The sequence below is a fragment of the Winslowiella toletana genome, assembly GCF_017875465.1.
Classification (GTDB): Bacteria; Pseudomonadota; Gammaproteobacteria; order Enterobacterales; family Enterobacteriaceae; genus Erwinia; species Erwinia toletana.
The window spans coordinates 1,111,335-1,131,749 of the sequence record NZ_JAGGMQ010000001.1; the positions used below are offsets into that span (position 1 = coordinate 1,111,335).

18 protein-coding genes are annotated in these 20,415 nt (G+C 55.8%); 8 read left to right on the forward strand and 10 right to left on the reverse strand.

Going from position 1 to position 20,415, the window contains the following annotated elements:
* Positions 1 to 75: 75 nt before the first annotated feature.
* Complete coding sequence (gene upp, locus J2125_RS05225) at positions 76 to 702, reverse strand: uracil phosphoribosyltransferase (protein WP_017803225.1); 627 nt, start codon at positions 700 to 702, stop codon at positions 76 to 78.
* 240 nt (positions 703 to 942) lie between these two features.
* Between upp and purM the strand changes: the two genes are divergently transcribed.
* Entirely contained in the window at positions 943 to 1,983 is a 1,041-nt protein-coding gene (gene purM, locus J2125_RS05230) for a phosphoribosylformylglycinamidine cyclo-ligase (protein ID WP_017803224.1), read from the forward strand.
* Positions 1,980 to 2,618, forward strand: coding sequence for a phosphoribosylglycinamide formyltransferase (gene purN / locus J2125_RS05235; protein WP_026112001.1), 639 nt, complete (start codon positions 1,980 to 1,982; stop codon positions 2,616 to 2,618). Before purM ends, purN begins: the two co-directional genes overlap by 4 nt.
* 36 nt (positions 2,619 to 2,654) lie before the next feature.
* On the opposite strand, the gene pstB is transcribed toward purN, so the two are convergent.
* The 3 genes from pstB to J2125_RS05250 are packed head-to-tail and all read right to left on the reverse strand — an operon-like array spanning position 2,655 to position 7,233.
* Positions 2,655 to 3,437, reverse strand: a complete 783-nt coding sequence (gene pstB / locus J2125_RS05240) for a phosphate ABC transporter ATP-binding protein PstB (RefSeq protein WP_017803222.1) — start codon at positions 3,435 to 3,437, stop codon at positions 2,655 to 2,657.
* Positions 3,438 to 3,451: 14 nt separating this feature from the next.
* Positions 3,452 to 5,104, reverse strand: a complete 1,653-nt coding sequence (gene pstA, locus J2125_RS05245) for a phosphate ABC transporter permease PstA (protein WP_017803221.1) — start codon at positions 5,102 to 5,104, stop codon at positions 3,452 to 3,454.
* Positions 5,101 to 7,233: an ABC transporter permease subunit gene (locus J2125_RS05250; protein ID WP_017803220.1), complete on the reverse strand. Its 2,133-nt coding sequence runs from the start codon at positions 7,231 to 7,233 to the stop codon at positions 5,101 to 5,103. The genes pstA and J2125_RS05250 overlap by 4 nt, the downstream gene beginning before the upstream one ends.
* Before the next feature lie 154 nt (positions 7,234 to 7,387).
* On the opposite strand from J2125_RS05250, the gene ppk1 reads away from it, so the two are divergent.
* The 3 genes from ppk1 (at position 7,388) to tehB (ending at position 11,662) form a co-directional block, all read left to right on the forward strand.
* Entirely contained in the window at positions 7,388 to 9,448 is a 2,061-nt protein-coding gene (ppk1, locus tag J2125_RS05255; protein WP_017803219.1) for a polyphosphate kinase 1, read from the forward strand.
* Between the two features lie 5 nt (positions 9,449 to 9,453).
* Positions 9,454 to 10,980 (forward strand): exopolyphosphatase, encoded by a 1,527-nt coding sequence (ppx, locus tag J2125_RS05260; RefSeq protein WP_017803218.1) that lies wholly within the window; start codon positions 9,454 to 9,456, stop codon positions 10,978 to 10,980.
* A gap of 73 nt (positions 10,981 to 11,053) precedes the next feature.
* The gene (gene tehB, locus J2125_RS05265; RefSeq protein ID WP_017803217.1) at positions 11,054 to 11,662 is read left to right on the forward strand and encodes a tellurite resistance methyltransferase TehB; all 609 of its coding nucleotides are present in this window, start codon (positions 11,054 to 11,056) and stop codon (positions 11,660 to 11,662) included.
* On the opposite strand, the gene J2125_RS05270 is transcribed toward tehB, so the two are convergent.
* The gene (locus J2125_RS05270; RefSeq protein WP_071590558.1) at positions 11,652 to 13,886 is read right to left on the reverse strand and encodes an EAL domain-containing protein; all 2,235 of its coding nucleotides are present in this window, start codon (positions 13,884 to 13,886) and stop codon (positions 11,652 to 11,654) included. The two genes, tehB and J2125_RS05270, sit on opposite strands and share 11 nt — an antisense overlap.
* Before the next feature lie 308 nt (positions 13,887 to 14,194).
* Here J2125_RS05270 and J2125_RS05275 point away from each other — a divergent pair, with 308 nt between their 5' ends.
* Together J2125_RS05275 and mgtE are read left to right on the forward strand one after the other, a co-directional pair.
* Entirely contained in the window at positions 14,195 to 14,377 is a 183-nt protein-coding gene (locus J2125_RS05275) for a YfgG family protein (protein WP_026111999.1), read from the forward strand.
* A gap of 123 nt (positions 14,378 to 14,500) precedes the next feature.
* A complete protein-coding gene (gene mgtE, locus J2125_RS05280; protein ID WP_017803214.1) occupies positions 14,501 to 15,937 on the forward strand; it encodes a magnesium transporter in 1,437 nt (478 codons plus the stop codon).
* Here the strand turns inward: mgtE and J2125_RS05285 are convergent, their stop codons facing one another.
* Both J2125_RS05285 and J2125_RS05290 read right to left on the reverse strand, forming a co-directional pair.
* Positions 15,938 to 16,717, reverse strand: coding sequence for a DUF3750 domain-containing protein (locus J2125_RS05285; RefSeq protein ID WP_017803213.1), 780 nt, complete (start codon positions 16,715 to 16,717; stop codon positions 15,938 to 15,940).
* A 74-nt stretch (positions 16,718 to 16,791) separates the two neighbouring features.
* Positions 16,792 to 17,151 carry a winged helix-turn-helix transcriptional regulator gene (locus tag J2125_RS05290; RefSeq protein WP_209499558.1) on the reverse strand — a complete coding sequence of 120 codons (360 nt, stop codon included), beginning with the start codon at positions 17,149 to 17,151 and terminating at the stop codon, positions 16,792 to 16,794.
* A gap of 144 nt (positions 17,152 to 17,295) precedes the next feature.
* Between J2125_RS05290 and J2125_RS05295 the strand changes: the two genes are divergently transcribed.
* On the forward strand, positions 17,296 to 17,760 hold the full coding sequence (locus J2125_RS05295) for a nuclear transport factor 2 family protein (RefSeq protein ID WP_017803211.1): 465 nt from the start codon (positions 17,296 to 17,298) through the stop codon (positions 17,758 to 17,760).
* A gap of 182 nt (positions 17,761 to 17,942) precedes the next feature.
* Here the strand turns inward: J2125_RS05295 and J2125_RS05300 are convergent, their stop codons facing one another.
* Genes J2125_RS05300 through J2125_RS05310 form a run of 3 tightly spaced genes read right to left on the reverse strand, consistent with a single transcriptional unit; the run spans position 17,943 to position 20,413 of the window.
* A complete protein-coding gene (locus J2125_RS05300) occupies positions 17,943 to 18,587 on the reverse strand; it encodes an NrsF family protein (protein ID WP_017803210.1) in 645 nt (214 codons plus the stop codon).
* Positions 18,574 to 19,131 (reverse strand): sigma-70 family RNA polymerase sigma factor, encoded by a 558-nt coding sequence (locus J2125_RS05305; RefSeq protein WP_017803209.1) that lies wholly within the window; start codon positions 19,129 to 19,131, stop codon positions 18,574 to 18,576. Before J2125_RS05305 ends, J2125_RS05300 begins: the two co-directional genes overlap by 14 nt.
* 49 nt (positions 19,132 to 19,180) lie before the next feature.
* Complete coding sequence (locus tag J2125_RS05310; RefSeq protein ID WP_017803208.1) at positions 19,181 to 20,413, reverse strand: protein-disulfide reductase DsbD family protein; 1,233 nt, start codon at positions 20,411 to 20,413, stop codon at positions 19,181 to 19,183.
* Positions 20,414 to 20,415: the final 2 nt, after the last annotated feature.

The window sequence follows — 20,415 nt, forward strand, 5'->3', positions numbered from 1 at the left end:
CCCTTGAGATGTTTTCTTGCTATGAAAAACGCCATAAAAAAGCCGACTCTGCGGTCGGCTTCATTTTTTCAGAAATTATTTGGTACCGAAAATCTTATCTCCGGCATCGCCGAGGCCTGGAATAATATAGCCTTTCTCGTTCAGCCCCTGATCGATCGACGCGGTATACACTTCAACATCCGGATGCGCCTGCTCCAGCGCCGTCAGACCTTCTGGCGCCGCGACCAGCACCAGCACTTTAATACTGCTGCAGCCCGCTTTTTTCAGCAGGTCGATGGTCGCAATCATCGAGCCGCCAGTTGCCAGCATCGGATCAACCACCAGCGCCATGCGCTCTTCAATATTGGAAACCAGTTTCTGGAAATAAGGCACCGGCTTCAGCGTCTCTTCATCGCGGTAAACCCCCACCACGCTGATGCGCGCGCTCGGAACATGCTCCAGCACCCCTTCCATCATACCTAAACCGGCACGCAGAATCGGCACCACGGTAATTTTTTTGCCTTTGATCTGCTCGATCTCTACCGGGCCATTCCAGCCTTCAATCGTAATGGTTTCGGTTTCCAGATCGGCGGTGGCTTCATAAGTCAGTAAACTTCCCACTTCTGAGGCGAGCTCACGAAAACGCTTGGTGCTTACATCATGCTCACGCATCAGGCCCAGTTTGTGTTTGACGAGCGGGTGTTTGACTTCCACGATCTTCATTGTTGTTCTCCCGGAGTGGTTAGCGGCAAAAAAAATCGCCGGATTATACCGCCTTTTTTTCACTGCGCCATATGACTTAAGGCAATTAAGATCAATTCTCACTGCTTCGGCTAAGAATTGACTAAAATCTGGCTATACGCAATGTCAGCTCAGATGAGACTCGCAAACGTTTGCCTGCGCTGATAGAATTGCCGCGCTTTATTTTCAAACCACCAACCGCAACCGCGTGGGGATTTCGCAGTGACCGACAAGACCTCTCTCAGCTATAAAGACGCCGGCGTAGATATCGATGCTGGTAATGCTTTAGTCGATCGTATTAAAGGTGTAGTGAAAAAGACTCGTCGCCCGGAAGTGATGGGTGGACTGGGCGGTTTCGGTGCCCTTTGTGCGCTGCCGCAAAAATACCGCGAACCGATTCTGGTTTCCGGCACTGACGGCGTCGGCACGAAGCTGCGTCTGGCTATGGATCTGAAGCGCCACGACAGCATCGGCATCGATCTGGTCGCCATGTGTGTTAACGATCTGGTGGTACAGGGCGCAGAGCCGCTGTTCTTCCTCGACTATTATGCTACCGGCAAACTGGATGTGGATACCGCAGCCAGCGTAATCACCGGTATCGCCGAAGGCTGTCAGCAGTCTGGCTGTGCGCTGGTTGGCGGTGAAACCGCCGAGATGCCAGGCATGTACCATGGCGAAGACTACGACGTGGCCGGTTTTTGCGTCGGCGTGGTAGAAAAATCAGAAATTATTGACGGCAGCAAAGTGCAGGACGGCGACGTGCTGATTGCCCTTGGCTCCAGTGGTCCACACTCCAACGGCTACTCGCTGGTGCGTAAAATTCTGGAAGTCAGTCAGACCGCGCCAGAAAGCACCCAGCTGGAAGGCAAAACCATTGCCGATCACCTGCTGGAACCGACCCGCATCTACGTGAAAAACATTCTCAGCCTGATTGAACAGGTTGAAGTGCATGCGATATGCCATCTGACCGGCGGCGGCTTCTGGGAAAATATCCCACGTGTACTGCCGGACAACACCCAGGCGGTACTGGAAGAGTCCAGCTGGCAGTGGCCAGCCATCTTCAGCTGGATGCAGCAGGCAGGCAATGTAAGCCGTCACGAAATGTACCGTACCTTTAACTGTGGCGTGGGCATGTTAATCGCTCTCAGCCCGGCAGAAGCCGATAAAGCCGTGCAGCTGATGACAGACGCTGGCGAAAAAGCCTGGAAAATCGGCGTGATCAACGCTTCCGACGCGGCTGAGCGTGTGGTTATTAACGCATGAAAAAGATAGTCGTGCTGGTTTCCGGGAATGGAAGCAACCTTCAGGCGATTATGGATGCCTGCCAGCAGGGACAAATCAACGGCAGCCTTGCTGCCGTTTTCAGCAATAAAACCGATGCTTATGGCCTGGAGCGCGCGCAAGCGGCGGGGATTCCGGCGCACGCAATAGTAGCTTCGCAGTTCTCCGACCGCGCAGCGTTCGATCGTCAGCTGATGATGGAAATCGACGCTTACGTACCGGATTTAGTGGTGCTGGCGGGTTATATGCGGATTCTGAGTCCGGCGTTTGTCGGCCACTATCAGCAACGCCTGCTGAATATCCACCCTTCGCTGCTGCCGAAATACCCTGGCCTGCATACACACCGTAAAGCGCTGGAAAACGGTGATACGGAGCACGGCACCTCCGTGCATTTTGTTACCGATGAGCTGGATGGCGGCCCGGTTATTCTGCAGGCTAAGGTGCCGATTGTCGCCGGTGATAGCGAAGAAGCGGTGAATGCGCGTGTTCAGCATCAGGAACACGTTATCTACCCACTGGTGATCAGCTGGTTTGTCGATGGTCGTCTGACGATGCGCGATAACGCCGCATGGATGGATGGCGAAAAACTCCCGGCTGAAGGTCAGTGCTTCGAATAATGCATTTTTGGCCAGCTTAATCCTGGCCAGTCATGCTCAGCCATACCTGCCAGTAATATAATCTTCCGTGCGCCGCGCTTTGGGTGCAGTAAATAACTCGTCAGTCTCTGCAAACTCCACCACGCTGCCGTTATGCATAAAGGCGGTGTAATCCGAGACGCGCGCCGCCTGCTGCATATTGTGCGTCACCAGCACCAGCGTAAAGTGCTGCTTCAGGGTGGTCATCAGCTCTTCAATCACCAGCGTGGAGATTGGATCCAGCGCCGACGTCGGCTCATCAAGCAGCAAAACTTCCGGTTCAACCGCCACCGCACGCGCAATCACCAGACGCTGCTGCTGACCGCTGGAGAGCGTCAGGGCATTCTGCCGCAGACTGTCTTTCACCTCACTCCACAACGCCGCTGCGCGCAGCGCACGCTCAACGGCTTCATCCAGCACCCGCCGATCGCGCACGCCCTGCAAACGCAGGCCGTAAACCACATTTTCATAAATCGATTTCGGAAACGGGTTTGGCCGCTGAAACACCATGCCCACCCGCCGCCGCAGTGCGGAGAGATCGCCAGACCTCTGCATAATCGACTCTTTTTCCAGCAGAATATCGCCTTCCAGCCGACAGTCATCAATCAGATCATTCATGCGGTTGAAACAGCGTAGCAGCGTCGATTTACCACAGCCGGAGGGGCCAATCAGCGCGGTAATGCGGTTCTTTGGCAGCCGTAAGGAGATATCCTTCAGCGCCGGTTTCTCGCCATACCATAACGACAACTGCTTCAGTTCCAGCGCCGTTTCATCATCGGCAAACGCTACAGTTGAATCCATAACAGGTTCCACAGTTATTGCACCAGCGCGCGGTAGCGCTCACGCAGGCGATGGCGCAAACCCATCGCCGCCAGGTTCAGTCCTAATACGATGGTGACCAGCAACAGCGCGGTGGCATACACCAGCGGCCGCTCGGCTTCCGCATCAGGACTCTGAAACGCCAGATCATAGATCTGGAAGCCAAGGTGCATAAATTTACGGTCAAGATGCAGGTACGGGAAAATACCGTCGATCGGCAATTCCGGCACCATTTTTACCACACCAACCAGCATCAGTGGCGCAGTCTCCCCCGCCGCGCGCGCCACCGCGAGGATCAGGCCGGTCAGCATCGCTGGCAACGCCAGCGGCAGGGTGATATTCCATAGCGTTTCCGCACGAGTGGCGCCCAGCGCCAGCGAGCCCTGACGCAGCGCCGGCGGAATTCGTGACAACCCCTCTTCGGTGGCGACAATCACCACCGGCAACGTCAGCAGCGCCAGCGTCAGCGACGCCCATAGCAGGCCAGGCGTGCCAAAAGTCGGATTCGGCAGCGCCGCCGGGAAGAATAACTGATCCAGCGAGCCGCCAATCAGCCAGACAAAAAAGCCAAGACCAAATACGCCATAGACAATCGACGGCACCCCGGCCAGATTAACCACCGCAATACGTACCAGCCGGGTTAAGGCGTTGCGACCGGCATACTCATGCAGCCAGACCGCCGCAATCACCCCCAGCGGCATGACCACCACCGACATCAGCAACACCATTAATACCGTGCCGAAAATCGCCGGAAACGCCCCGCCCTCCGACTGGTTTTCGGCTGGCGAGTCGCTGACAAAGCGCCACAGCTGGCTGGCGAAATGGCGCCACTTCTGCCCAAGGCTCATGGCGTTCGGCTGCCAGGCGGCCACCACCTGCGCCAGCGGAATGCGCTGCACGCTACCGCTGGCATCACGCAGGATCAGCGCGCTACGGTCAATTTCACTGTTGAGGGAGGCCAGTCGCGTCGCCAGACGATTGAACTGGCGCTGTAACTCGGCGCGATCCGCCTGATAAATGGACTGCTCCTGCGCATCAAAGCGCTTTGCGGCGCGCAGTTCTTCAGCCTTATGTTGCAGCGCCTCCAGCTGGGCATTTATACGCGCCATCTCAACGCGGCGCAGCTCAGCCGCCTGCGCCAGCTGCTGATGTGTCTGCTGCAGACGCTGCTGCAAAGCGCGCCCCATATTATGCGCGATCAGCGGCTGTGTCCCTTCCCGCAGCCCTTCGAACCAGCCATAGGCATTGCCGCCGCTACGCCGTTGCAACACGATTATCTCTCTGGGATGCTGCCGCTCACTGATATCGCTGGATAACAATGCACGGAAATCCGGGGCGGCAAAGTCACGATTACCAGTTTTAAGCAGGTAACGCGTCACTTGCGGCGGCATATCCGCCGGTATCTGGCGCCCGCTGGCCTGCAACTGCTGGCGCGATACCTGACTACTGCTGGCCACCTCGCCCAGCAGTTGTACCCCACCAGCCCCCGGCTGATTGAGGGTAAACAGCGTTACCGGTTGCGGCCAGAAGCCACGCAATCCCTGCCAGGCCAGCAAAGTAATCAGCAGGAAAAAGGCCAGCAGACTAAAAGCGACGGCCCCCGCAGTTAACCAGCGCCAGCGATCGTTTTGCCGCGTCGGTTTATTCATCCCTGCCCCTCATGCTTACCAAAACGCTGACGCAGCCGCTGACGCACCAGCTCGGCCAGCGTGTTTACCACCAGGGTAAACACCAGCAGCACCAGCGCGCTGAGGAACAGGATACGATAGTGCGCGCTGCCCGCCGCCGCTTCCGGCATCTCCACGGCGATATTTGCCGACAGCGTGCGCAAGCCATCGAACAGGCCACCATCAGTAACCGGGGTGTTGCCGGTGGCCATCAGCACAATCATGGTTTCACCCACTGCGCGACCAAAACCGATCATCAGCGCGGCAAAAATGCCCGCTGAGGCACTCGGCAGAACTACGCGCGACAGGGTTTGCCAGGGCGTTGCGCCCAGCGCCAGCGATCCCTGCCCCAAAGAAGCCGGAACACTAAAAATGGCATCCTCCGCCAGGGTGAAAATCAATGGCACCAGCGCAAACCCCATCGCCACACCGGCCACCAGCAAATTGCGCTGCTCATAGCCGTGCGTCAGACGATCGGCCAGCCCACGGCCAAATAGCGCGCTATCCAGCAGCGGCCAGAGCCACAGGCTGAGGATGCTGACCAGCAACAGCAATGGCAGTAACAGCCAGACTTCACGCCCGTCGGCGCAGAGTCGCTGCCAGCGTGCCGGTAACCGTCGCGAACCCCAGGCGCACAGCAGCAACGCCAGCGCCAGCATAAAGGGCAGCAGCAGCACGCCCAGCAGATGATCGGCAATACGCGGCGCCAGCCAGAGTCCGGCAATTAACCCCACCACCACACTGGGCAGTGCGCCCATCATTTCAATCCCCGGTTTAACCCAGCGTCGCAGCGCGGGCGACATAAACCACGCGCTGTAAATTGCAGCGGCCAGCGCCAGCGGCGTGGCGAACAGCAGCGCCAGCGCCGAAGCTTTCAGCGTGCCGGACACCATCGGCATCAGGCTGAATTTCGCCTGATAGTGGTCGTCTGCAGCGGTGGATTGCCATACCCAGGCCGGTTCAGGATAGTTTTCATACCAGACCTTCTGCCACAGGCTACGCCAGCTAAAGTCGGGCCACGGATTATGCAAACGATAGTATTGCCACTGCCCGCTGCGCTCCACCAGCAGCCCATCGCCCTGTGGCGCAAACTCCGCATGGCGGATACCGGCGACCAGTTTCTGCGCGAAGATTGCACCATCCTGTTTACTGGCAAACAGTTGCAGCTCGCCGCGCGGATTAAGCGTGGCAAATACCCGCCGCTGCGCTTCAGTGATCAGCAGGGATGGCGTGCTGGCGCCATTAAAATAACGAATAAAATTCAGATGCGGGCCGGTAGCGCTGGCGATATCAAACCACTGCGCAACACCAGACGGTCCGGCAATCAGCAGCGAATTACCGCCACTGAGCAGCTGCATCTGCTGCGGTTTTTCTTGCAGCGTAATGATGTCGCGTAAGTTAATCTGGTCATCCGTGATGCGCCAGACGCGCAACAGATTACCGGCCAGCGCAAACAGCAGTTTGCCATCCGGGGTCAGTAATAGCTGGTCGCTGCTGGCAGCGTTAATGGTGCGAATCACTGGCGGCTGGCTGGCGCGTAATTGCGCCAGCACGATAGCGTCACCAGTTGATGCCGCCGCCAGCCACTGATCGTCGCCGCTGCGCGCCACTGCAGGATGCTGCAATCGTTGTGAAGCAATCTTCTGTGCAATATCACCCAACGGGAATTTCCAGCGCGGCTCACCGTCACGGGCAGTGAAATCTGCGCTGACCAGTTTCACGCTGTCATCAGACTGTAACAAAAGCACCGCAGATTTGTCGGCGGTAAGCGCCGCCTGCACCGGGCCGTTCGCCAGTTGCAGCGCCGGTTCAGCCGGTTCGCCGCTCAGCGGGATAAAGCGCGCCATACCCTGCTGGTCAATACGCCAGCCCCAGTTGCCGTTAAGGCCAAGCGCCACCGCGGGCTGCGGCTGCCACAGGGAAAAGGTGCTGACTGACTGTAGTGAAGGTGAAGAAAATAACGGTGTCACCACCCAGATAAGCCAGAAGAAAAGCAGCATCATCACCAACAAGATGCCGATGCCACAGGCCGTCACCACGCGACGCGTCAGCCGGTCGATAAATCGCCGGCGTTTGTCGCTGAACTGTACGGGAATATGGTTATCGATCATGCCTGCATGGGTGTCCGTTTCATTTTCAAGCCGCTATGTTGCCCGTAGCTGCCTGATAAGACAACTGTTGGGGTTGGACAATGCGGCCATACTCTCGCCATAATGGGTGTGGACATGGGGTACCCTGGTGCCAAATCAGCACAACGGAGTAAAAATGGGTCAGGAAAAGTTATATATAGAAAAAGAACTTAGCTGGTTATCCTTTAACGAACGCGTGCTGCAGGAAGCGGCTGACAAGACTAACCCGCTGATTGAACGCATGCGATTTCTGGGTATTTATTCCAATAATCTTGATGAGTTCTATAAGGTACGCTTTGCCGATCTGAAACGTCGCATTCTGATCGGTGAAGAGCAGGGGTCCGCCAGTACGCCACGCCATTTACTGAAAAAGATCCAGCAACGGGTGATGAAAGCCGATCAGGAATTTGACGGCCTGTATAACGATCTGCTGCTGGAAATGGCGCGCAACCAGATTTTCCTGATCAATGAGCGTCAGCTGTCACCCAATCAGCAGAGCTGGCTGCGTCACTATTTTAAGCATCATCTGCGTCAGCACATTACGCCAATCCTGATTAATCACGACACCGACCTGACCGAATTCCTGAAAGATGATTACACCTATCTGGCGGTCGAAATTATTCGGGGCGATGAGGCGCACCATGCCCTGCTGGAGATCCCCTCCGATAAAGTGCCGCGCTTCGTCAATCTGCCGCCGGAAGCACCGCGCCGTCGCAAGCCGATGATCCTGCTGGATAACATTCTGCGCTACTGCCTGGATGATATTTTTAAAGGCTTCTTCGATTATGACGCGCTGAATGCCTATTCGATGAAGATGACGCGTGATGCGGAATACGATCTGGTCACCGAGATGGAATCCAGCCTGCTGGAGCTGATGTCATCCAGTCTGAAACAGCGTCTGACCGCCGAGCCGGTACGTTTTGTTTATCAGCGCGATATGCCGGATACACTGGTCGAGCTACTGCGTGGCAAGCTGAATATTTCCAACTACGACTCGATAATCCCCGGTGGCCGCTACCATAACTTCAAAGACTTTATTAGCTTCCCCAATGTCGGCAAAGCTAATCTGGTCAATAAACCGCTGCCGCAACTGCGTCATATCTGGTTTGACCGTTTTCGCAATGGCTTTGACGCCATCCGCAATCACGACGTGCTGCTCTACTATCCGTATCACACCTTTGAGCATGTGCTGGAGCTGCTGCGTCAGGCCTCGTTTGACCCAAGCGTACTGGCGATAAAAATCAATATTTACCGCGTAGCCAAAAACTCGCGCATTATCGATGCGATGATCCACGCCGCTTATAACGGAAAAAAAGTCACGGTAGTGGTGGAGTTACAGGCACGTTTTGATGAAGAAGCCAATATTCACTGGGCCAAACGCTTAACCGAAGCCGGAGTGCATGTAATTTTCTCCGCGCCGGGTCTGAAAATTCACGCCAAGCTGTTTTTAGTTTCGCGCCGTGAGAACGGTGAGATTGTGCGCTACGCTCATATTGGTACCGGCAACTTTAATGAGAAGACCGCGCGCCTGTATACCGATTATTCACTGCTGACCGCTGATGCGCGCATTACTAACGAAGTGCGCCGGGTGTTTAACTTTATTGAAAACCCTTACCGCCCGGTCACATTTGAGCATCTGATGGTATCGCCGCAAAACTCACGCCGTATGTTGTATCAGCTAATCGATAACGAAATCGCCAATGCACAGAATGGTATTGCGGCTGGCATTACGCTGAAAATCAACAATCTGGTGGATAAAGGTTTGGTCGACCGTCTGTACACCGCGTCGAGTGTTGGCGTGAAGGTTGATCTGCTGGTACGCGGCATGTGCTCACTGATCCCCAACCTCGAAGGCATCAGCGATAATATCAGGGTAATCAGCATCATAGACCGTTACCTTGAGCACGATCGGGTCTATATCTTTGATAACGGCGGCGATAAAAAAGTGTATCTCTCTTCCGCTGACTGGATGACGCGTAACATCGATTATCGTATTGAAGTGGCGGTAGCGATCCTCGACCCGACGCTGAAACAGCGGATCCTGGATATTATTGGCATCCTGTTCAGTGATACCCTGAAAGCCCGCTACGTTGATAAAGAGCTGAGTAACCGTTATGTGCCGCGTGGTAACCGCCGTAAAGTACGCGCGCAGTTAGCCATTTACGATTACATCAAATCCCTGGAACAACCTGAATAATCACTATGCCAATATCCCATAAAAGTACGCCAAAACCGCAGGAATTTGCTGCCATTGACCTCGGTTCTAACAGTTTTCACATGGTGATTGCCCGCGTGGTGGATGGCGCCATGCAGGTGCTGGGACGGCTGAAACAGCGGGTGCACCTGGCTGACGGTCTCGACGCCAATAATGTGCTGAGCGAAGATGCAATCCAGCGTGGACTGGGCTGCCTCGCGCTGTTTGCCGAGCGCCTGCAGGGCTTCAGCCCGGCGAATGTGACGATTGTCGGCACCCATACCCTTCGCCAGGCAATCAATGCCGAAGAGTTTCTGCAACGCGCCGCCGATGTGATCCCCTATCCGATCGAGGTGATCTCCGGCCACGAAGAAGCACGTCTGATCTTTATGGGTGTGGAACATACGCAGCCGGAAAAAGGCCGCAAGCTGGTAATTGATATCGGCGGCGGTTCGACGGAACTGGTAATTGGCGAAGATTTTGAGCCAAAACTGGTGGAGAGCCGCCGTATGGGCTGCGTCAGTTTTGCCCAGCACTATTTCGCCCAGGGTGTGATCAGCAAAGAGAATTTCCGTCGCGCGCGCCTGGCGGCGGCACAGAAACTGGAAACGCTGGCCTGGCAGTATCGCCTGCTCGGCTGGCAGTTTGCGCTTGGCGCCTCCGGCACCATTAAGGCGGCCTGCGAAGTGTTGCAGGCAATGGGCGAGAAAGAGAAGCTGATTACGCCAGAGCGTCTGGAGACGCTGTATGACGAAGTGATCAAACATAAATCTTTTGATGCACTTAGTCTGCCGGGCCTTTCTGACGAACGTAAAGCGGTGTTTGTGCCAGGGCTGGCGATCCTGTGCGGCGTCTTTGATGCGCTGGCGATCCGCGAGCTGCGTCTCTCTGACGGCGCGCTACGTGAAGGGGTGCTGTATGAGATGGAGGGACGCTTCCGCCATCAGGATATTCGCAGCCGTACCGCGCAGAGCCTCGCCAATCACTACAATATCGATACCGATCAGGCGCGCCGCGTGCTCGATACCACAGAGCAGCTCTATCTGCAGTGGAAAGATCAGAACCCGAAACTGGCCAATCCGCAGCTGGCAGCGCTGCTGAAGTGGGCGTCGATGCTGCACGAAGTCGGCCTGACCATTAACCACAGCGGTCTGCAACGCCACTCCTCTTATATCCTGCAAAATACCAATATGCCGGGCTTTAACCAGGATCAACAGTCGCTACTGGCGATGCTGGTACGCTATCACCGTAAAGCAGTAAAAGTGGATGAGATGCCGCGCTTCACGCTGTTTAAGAAGAAGCAATTTCTGCCGCTGGTCTTTTTGCTGCGTTTAGGCGCGCTGTTAAATAATCAGCGTCAGGCAACCACCCGGCCCGAGGCGTTAAAGCTGGAAACCGACGATGGTCACTGGACGCTGACTTTCCCGACTGGTTATTTCGCCCAGAACAACCTCGTTCAGCTCGATCTTGAGCGTGAGCAGGCGTACTGGGAAGAGGTCATCGGCTGGAAGCTGATGATTCAGGAAGGGTTGTAAACACCCGGCGCACGAGTTCACTGCCGGTTATGCCATCGCGCTTAACCGGCAAGCAATGACGAATGGTTTAATAATGACAGCAGCAGACAGTGCAAAATTTTTTGCCGAAAAGTATCAGCTTAGCGCTCCCCACTCCGAAATTGTGGCCGCCGCCACACGTATCCCTGCGGGCAAAGCGCTCGATCTCGGCTGCGGCAGCGGACGCAATTCGCTGTACCTCAATCAACTCGGGTTTGATGTAACCGCCTGGGATAAAAACGCCGACAGCATTGCCACGCTAAACCATATTATTACACAGGAGTCGCTCAGCAATATCCGCACCGCCATCCAGGATCTCGATAATCTGCGCTTTAATGGCGAATACGATGTTGTCTTTTCCACCGTGGTGATGATGTTCCTGCAAGCGAACACCATTCCGCAGATGATTGCCGATATGCAGGCCAGCACCCGCCGCGACGGTTATAACCTGATTGTCGCCGCGATGGACAGCAGCGATTACCCCTGCCCCCTGCCCTTCCCGTTCACCTTTAAATCCGGTGAACTCAGCCACTATTACCGCAAGTGGCATATTGTGAAATATAACGAGGATGTCGGTCAGCTGTTTAAAACCGATGAGCAAGGTAATCGCATCAGCCTGCGTTTCGCCACGCTACTGGCGCAAAAAGCGCCGACTAAGGATTGATCTCTGCGCCACCCGCTGGCGCCAGTGTCTCCAGCCGCTGCGGCAGGCTGATGGCATAGCCCTGCAGATAATCCACCCCCATTTTCCGCAAAGCGGTGGCGATATCGTCAGATTCAACGAACTCCGCCACCACCTTCATGCGCCGCAGCCGCGCGACGCAGCAGATTGACTCAATAATATGGTAGTCCAGACTGCTGATAAGAATATTGCGCACAAAGCTGCCATTGATTTTCAGGATATCCGCCTGAATCTCGCGCAGACGGGTATAACTGGCGTAACCGGTGCCAAAATCATCGATTGCCACCTGACATCCCAGCTCACGCAACTGATTAATCGAACGATTGCCCCAGGTTAAGTCACTGAGCATATGTGACTCTTCCACCTCCACAATCAGCTGCCAGGGTTCAATATGGTAGTGGCGCAACATCATGGCGATCTCCTTCGCCAGGTGCGGACGGCACATCGTGGAAGCAAACAGGTTGACGGCAAAGCGCGCTCCGGGCAATGACTGGCGATGTTCATCAATAAAGCTCAGTGTCTGCTCCAGCACCCAGCGGTCAATTTCCCAGCTCATACCAAACTCATGCACCACCGGCAGAAATATTTCTGGTTTCAGCTGCTCACCCTGCGTATCCACCATACGCAGCAATATTTCGTGATAGTCATCGCCACGCAGCCCCTGAATGCGCTGCGCCAGCAACACGAATCTGTCGTTATCCAGCGCAAACTGCACTTCATGCAACATCGCCAGCTTATCTTTGACTTTACGCTGTACCGGGATGCCGCCCTGCTGCAGGTTTTCCGGCAACCCGCTATTCAGTGACACCTCCGCCATGGCGCTGAGTTCACCGAGCAGCTCATGCAGATGGCTGACCGGCGGCCTGACGCTGCAAAAACTCAGGCCGACACTCGGCTGTAACGGTAAACCATCCCAGGTCAGGCGATAGTTCTTCAGCCGTGCGGCAATCTCCTCCACACGCACCAGCGGGGCGTCACTCTCCAGCCGCAGAGCGAGGTCGAAGCCCGGCAACTGATACACTTCTTCACCCGCGCGCATAAAGGGGCGCAAATGGCCAGCCAGACAGCGTTTGTACTGGATACGCAGTTGCAGACCGTAGGTGCGGCTCAACAGGTCGAGTTCGGGAATACGCAAAAAACAGAGCGTCGAGTGGACACGCGCCGAGAGGTCGGCGCTGAGCGCGCGCAGATTCGGCAGACCAATCACCGGATCGGTTAACGCCGCGCGTTTCGCCTTAATAATAATCCGCCGTTGATGGGTGCCCAGCGCCGCCATCATAAAGATGGTGACGGTAAACACCAGCAGGTTGGAGGAGATAATCGCCAGATGCTGTAACTGCGTCTGCATATCGAGAAACTGCTCACGAAACTGATACAGCGCCAGCAAAATCAGCGACCAGCTCAGTGATGTCATCAGATAGCCAAAGCGCATCGCCGCCCACAGCATCAGCGGCAGCAGCAGAGTTAAGGTGTAGTCACTGGTCAGCAGGTTCGCCCGGTCGACGCGAAAATGGGTAAGCACCGCCAGCACCAGCGTCATCAGTACTGCCCAGCAGATCAACTCGCGCAGCGTAGCCTCTTCGGCAATCTGCTGCTTTAATCGCCGCCATAAAATCAGCGCAAAACGCGGATGTTTTATAACGCGAATCAGCCAGTAATAGACCTGCAACACCGAAGCGCAGGAGAGCAACAGCGCCTGAAAGTTAATCAGCGTGCGGATAGTGAAAGGATCGCGTGAGAAAATAGCGCTGGCTTCCGGCAAAACCCCCAGTGTCACCACCATTTGCAACAGAATAAGCATCAGTGTCGGCAGAAAAAAGGCCAGCCAGAACAGTCGCACTGGCGCCATACCCAGCGCACCAAAGCCAACGCCCCAGCGATTACGCGCATGCATGCGATAACCGGCCCAGCTGATACAGATTCCGGCGAGAAACAATACGCTGGCAATCAGCGCCTGGCCCGGCGGGATAATCATCGCGTAGCGAAACAGCAGCGCGATGCAGATCCCCGGCAGCGCCGCCCAGTCAAATACCATCAGCATCGCTACCATCATCGCCAGCGGCAGATAGATCAGATAAACATCACCTTCGGCAAGTTGCAGACGTGCGGAGAAATGGCTGGAAAGCGGCATCAGAATCAGCGGCAACAGCAGCGGCAGTCCCCACCAGTGTGTGCTGAAATATCGGTAACGGAAAGTTTTGCGCATATGCATCATCTATGTTGCAGAGCCCGGCGATCTGTCTCTGCCGTTGGATGCTCTTCGTCCTGAAGAAGCCCGTGAGGGCTGGCCCGCCCCTGTCCGGGGCTGCCTGGTATGCCACCAGGTCACTTTAAGTTTGACATAAATCAACAAACAGATTGATAATTTTTTGAACAACCAGCATGTTTAACCAGCGGTCAGCAACAGGATGCTATTTTAGTAGCCTGAACGGTGTGGCGGATTGACCTGATCGCTGCGCTGTGCCTAAATACCCCCATCGCTCGCAGCGCGGGCTTACGACAGGAACCCTTCGCGTGAATAACGCTATGCATATACGACGACACAAAAAAACTGGACGGATGACACGCATCGTTCTGCTGATCAGTTTTATTATTTTACTTGGGCGTTTGCTCTACACGATTCCGGGCGCCATCGAACATTATCAGCAAAAGAACACACCAGCACCGGCAATCACCGCCCCAGTAACCACGCCATAATGCTCACGTGATGACACGAGAGTTAAGTTGCCTTGATTGAGACAACTTACCCTCATTTCATATAGTTGCTTTGTCGGCTTAATGCCGCTTTGACGTGTTGCTTTACAGACACAAGGGATATCTATGTCTGCACCTGCTTCCCACGCCCAACAGCTGGCTGAGATCCGTAGCCGTATTCTCAACCTGCTGCTGAATAATAATGATTTAGTCGACACCCTTCTCGAACATCCCCATCGTGAAACCGAACAAGAGACCCAGGCGGTCGAGCAGCAAACGGCTGAACTTCAGCAGTATATCCCGTTGCTGCACGCGGCTGACCTCGCGGATATTCTCGAAGCGTTGCCGGAAGATGAACGTCTGGCGCTCTGGCGTCTGATTGAAGATGAACGCCGCGGCCAGGTGCTGGTTGAAGCATCGGAGAGCGTCTGGGAAAGCCTGATTGAGGAGATGAGCGATAAAGCGATCCTGCAGGCGATCGAGCCGCTGGATATCGACGATCAGGCTTACCTGGCCAAGTATCTGTCACGTGACCTGACTGGCCGCTTGCTGACCTCGCTGGAGCCGGGCCAGCGCGCGCATGTATTAAATATGATGCATTTCGACCGCGATCGTGTCGGACGCATTATGGATTTCAATCTGCTGACGGTCCGTGCCGACGTTACGCTGGCGACGGTGCAGCGCTTTCTGCGCCGCCAGAAGTCGGTGCCCGGCGGCACCGATAAACTGTTTGTGACCGATAAGAATAACACTCTGCTCGGTGAGTTGCCGTTAACCGCGATTCTGCTGAATACGCCGGATAAACGGGTACTTGAAGTAATGAACAGCAAGCCGACCACATTTCGCCTTGACGACAAAGCGGAAGATGCGGCAGGCGCCTTCGAACGTTATAACCTGATCTCCGCCGCCGTTATCGATCAGCAAGGTAAGCTGATCGGTCGCGTCACCATTGAAGATGTGGTGGATTTGGTAAACGAAGAGAGCGACAGCAATATTCGCAAAATGGGCGGCTTAAGCCCGGACGAAGATGTGTTTGCGCCGGTAAAAAAAGCGGTGCGCACGCGCTGGGCGTGGCTGGCGGTCAATCTCTGCACCGCCTTTGTCGCTTCGCGGGTGATAGGCATGTTTGAAGCCACCATTTCACAGCTGGTGGCGCTGGCGGCGCTGATGCCGATTGTCGCCGGAATTGGCGGTAACACCGGCAATCAGACCATTACCATGATTGTGCGCGCGCTTGCGTTGCATCAGGTGGAGCCGGGCAACTTCTCATTCCTGATTATGCGTGAACTTGGCGTGGCGCTGATTAATGGCCTGTTCTGGGGCGGCATTATGGGCATTGTCACCTGGCTGATGTATGACAATCCGCAACTGGGCGGCGTAATGATGCTGGCGATGGTGCTGAACCTGCTGCTGGCGGCGCTGATGGGAGTATTGATTCCGCTGATTATGACGCGGATGAACCGCGACCCGGCAGTCGGCTCCAGCGTATTAATCACCGCTTTAACCGATACCGGCGGCTTCTTTATTTTCCTCGGTCTGGCGACGCTGTTTTTACTGCAGTGATTAATATCCGCTGTCCGGCTTTTCCGCCGTTGCCGCGGCCAGCTGACCAATAAACGGCAAGCGCAGCGCCGGAGGCGCAATATTCACGCCGAGATTCAGGCCGAGGATATTGACCTCCAGCCCCTCCTGCGCGCCAACAGTCAGCGCCAGCACGCCCAGTAAGGAGAGCTGCACGCCTTTACCTGACGGCGGTAAGCCAATCGGGTTGGTCAGGGCACGATAATCCTTGCCGATGGCATTAGCCGGCATATTCAGCTTCAGCTCCGGCACTTCGCGGCCAATATGGGCCAGAAAGGTATTGCTGTTCGGCCCCGGCCACGCGTGATAAGTATGCGGCCACGGATAACTTTTAATCGCCGCTTCAATATGCGGAATCATCGCTTCCGCCGCCGCGCCACGATGCTCCAGCAGCAGTCCCGGCTTTGCGCCAAACCAGAAACCATCCGGCACCGTATAGTTATGGCGCACCACATCACTGCTGCCCCAGCTAATCACTTCATAGCGATGATACTGAGTTTCGCCGGCGCGCTTAAAGATAATCCACGGGTGGACGGCAAACAGTCCACGCCAGCCATAGGTCTGGGCGGTATAGACCTGCACAATCGCCAGATTGCGATACTGACGCGCATCAGGCGCAATCCCGGCAGAATCGCGGCGCGCCGTCATCCAGCCCTGAGCGCTGGTGCTTTCACCTTTACGCATCGACTGCGCCAGACTCTGACCAAATGACAGCAACAACACGCAGATAAAAACGATACTGATCACTTTAAGAAGGCTCATAGATTTCATCGGTCCAGTGGCAAGAAAAGCAGGTTAACGCCCGGTCAGCCAGTGTACTGCCAGCTGGCGTCAATTTATATCTCCTCAACTGTGCGCTGATCATACTGCGCCTGCGCTTGCATCACTGCCGCTGAATGGCTGACCGTCCACAAATACAACGCCTGAAACGGCGCTTCCAGCGTGCGCCCTAACGGCGTGATGCTGTACTCCACGGCGATCTGCGAAGCAGGGATCACCCGCCGCGCAAGAATGCCGTTGCGCTCAAGACGGCGCAGACTCTGGGTTAACGATTTTTGCGTAATACCTTCCAGCTGCCGCTTAATTTCATTGAAGCGCTGCGGCTGCTTGCAGAGCACCGTCAGGATCAGTACCGACCATTTATCGGTGATCTGATCCAGCAATAAACGGCTTGCACTGTCGCCATTGCACGCCATAACTTCTGGCCCGGGCTGTTCCGCCGTCTGTTGATTATTTGCCGACATAGTTTCCTCCGCGATACCTGATAGATTTTAAGTGCCTGATTGACACCAGGTATACAGAATATACCATGGCGCTACATTTTAAATAAGGAGTTCATTATGTCATTCACATCCCCTAATCAGGCCGCTGACCAGCTCGCAGTCGTGGAAGCCCTCTACCGCTTTGCCGCGGGTATAGATCTGCGCGATAACGCGCTACTGGCTTCTGCGCTGGCAGAAAATGCCGTATCCGATTTCCGCCCTGCGGCGGCGAAAGCGGGTTTTGACTATCCGCTGCTGGAAGGCCGGGAGAATATTGTCGCCATGCTGTCTGCCGCCCTTAGCCCGTTCGATACCACCCATTCAGTCAGTAATCCGCGCGTCAGCATCGACGGCGATAAAGCACAGCTGGAAGCGATTGTCGAAGCACAGCATCTGCCGCGTGACGATCACTCACGCCACTATCTGATGAAAAATCGCTATCAGGTCGAGCTGGTGAGGGAGGGTGAAAGCTGGCTGATCGAGCGTAATACCGTGGATAACGTCTGGCGTAGCGGTGATCCAGCTGTGCTGGCAGGGGTTTAACAGAGACTAACAGAACATTCGAGTCGCATACTGGGATCTGGCGGGTTCGTCAGGGAATTGGAGTGGCCCTGCATAACAGGGCCAGAATGAACCTGGTGTCATCACCAGTAAGGTGGCTGGGAGAGGACGTAAGCACAGAGCTGCGGTGCTGATTATATCAGCAATATATCCTGCTGAAAGATTCAGCTGGAAGAAAATGCCTGCAATCTGACCCAGTGCTTCCCACTCACCATCGTCAGCGCCACAATGGTTGCAATCGCCGCAAGGTGCATCAGTAAATCGAGTGGATGAAAATGGAGCGGATGGCAAAACGCCAGCATGGTCATCGCCATACAGGCGACGCCAAACCCCGCCATTGCCAGGCTGCGCAGCGGATATAACGTCCGCGTGCGGCGCAGAGTGGCAATAATCAGCGCGATCATCGGCAGGCTGACTACCAGCATAAACCGATAACACCCCGTCCCTTCGGCAATATTAGCCAGCAAAGGCTCTGCCGACAGATTGCTGCTGCTGGCGATCAGCCAGAGCGCAATCAATGGCGCAAAGACTTTCCAGCTCATTACGCGTCGCCCGGGAATACTGAGATTAAATGCGCTACGGATCGCCAGTACGCCCAGCAGAAATGACAGCAGCAGTTGCAGGATGGTCGGCAGCACGCCGGGTTGCGTCCAGTCGGTCAGGGTGCGTTGCACCAGCAGGCTGGCGGCCACGCCGCAAGGCAGTGCGATCGCCATCCAGCAGGCCACACGCCAGCGAGTCGGTAAAGGCCGCTTTACCGGATCGGCGGAACGGCTCAGTTTTTCAATTAACAAATCATGATCTGCCATGATGGGCTCCGAAACGACGAAGATTTTTTAACGCGCGATGCAATAACGACTTCACCGCCGCCACACTCAGGTTGTTATGCGCAGCGGCTTCCGTCAGACTCATCTCGCGCAGATGCACGTGCTCGACAATCTCCCGCTGTCGCAACGGAAGCTGACGTAAAAAGATCCCCAGCTCCTCGCGCGACTCCTGCTGTCCGGCGTTGCTGTCGGCAATATTGTCGCTCGCGGCGCTCTCTTCCGCCTCCCAGCGCTGATAACGGCCGCGACGCCGCAACGCATCCACCGCGCGCGCCGAGACAATCGCCATTAACCATGGCAGAAACGGATATTGCGGATCATAGGTGTGGCGCACCCGATGCAACGTCAGCAGCACGTCCTGAATCACATCCTCGACCAGCACCTCATCCGCGATATGTTTATGCGCCAGCGAACGAATAACCGGCACCAGCGCTTTTAACAGCTGCGTATAGGCGTGCTGATCACCCGCCTGGGCGCGTGCCATTAAGCCGGGCCAGCTTTCTCGCGCCGCATCGCACATAACCATATTTCACCTTATTGCTATGATGACAGACAGTCTGCGCGCCGCCTGACTGTCATGTCTTCTTACCGGCCGCCTGATTCAGCGCGTTGACCACAATGCCGGGGGTTAACACCTGCGGCAAAACTTTTGGCGCACTCCCATCGGCAGGATAGACCACATACAGCGGCAATCCACCCTGACCAAATTGATTCAGCGCATCATCAACATCAGGATTAAATTTGGTGGAATCCGCCACCATATACAGGGCGCCGGTTTTGGCCAGCGCGTCTTTTACCGCCGCGGTAGAGAGCGACGTCCGCTCATTAACCTGGCAGGTTATACACCAGGATGCGGTGAAGTTTACAAAGATCGCTTTGCCATGACCGCGATTGTCGTCGACATTTTGCGGCGTCCATTTTACCGGCGTTACGTTTTCCGTTAGCTGGCTGTCTGGCAATGACGCCCCCACTTTCATCATAGAGGGTAGCGGTACAATGACAGCCAGCGCCAGCGCCGCAGTGACAGCGAACAGAACTTTATACCCTTTACCCGCAAAACGCCGCAGCTGCGCCATACCGTATAACCAGGCGGCGAAGCCCAGCACCACGGAACAGGCCAGCAGGGTCGCCAGCGCGGCGGTCCCGGCCTGTTGCGCCAGCACCCATACCAGCCAGGCATACGCGCCAAACATCGGGAAGGCCAGCCCGCGTTTCAGTACATCCATCCAGGCGCCGGGCCGTGGCAGGATTTTCGCCAGCACGGGAAATAACGAGACCAGGGTAAAAGGCGCGGCAAATCCCAGCGCCAGCGCCGCGAAGATCGCCAGCGCGACCGCCGGTGGCTGCACCAGCGCATAGCCTACCGCACTGGCCATAAAGGGTGCGGAACAGGGGGTGGCGACGATAATCGCCAGTGCGCCGGTCAGTGCGGAACGCATAAACACCCCACCACCAGCGGAAACGGCGCCAACCCGTTGCACCGAAAGTCCAACCTCAAAGACCCCCAGCAGGTTGAGCGCCGCCCCCAGAATCACCAGCGCGAGAATGGCCACCACCAGCGGCGACTGCAGCTGAAAGCCCCAGCCAACCGCTGCGCCACCGGCACGAACCGCCAGTAACACGCCCGCCAGCGCCATCATGGTAACAATCACGCCCAGCAGGAAGCCCAGCCCTTCGCGACGTGCGCTGGCCGGACTGCCCTGATGCCGCAATAATCCCAGTGCTTTCAGCGAAATAATCGGGAAAACACAAGGCATAAGGTTAAGAATTATGCCGCCAATAAAGGCGGCCAGCATGGCGGTCAGCATAA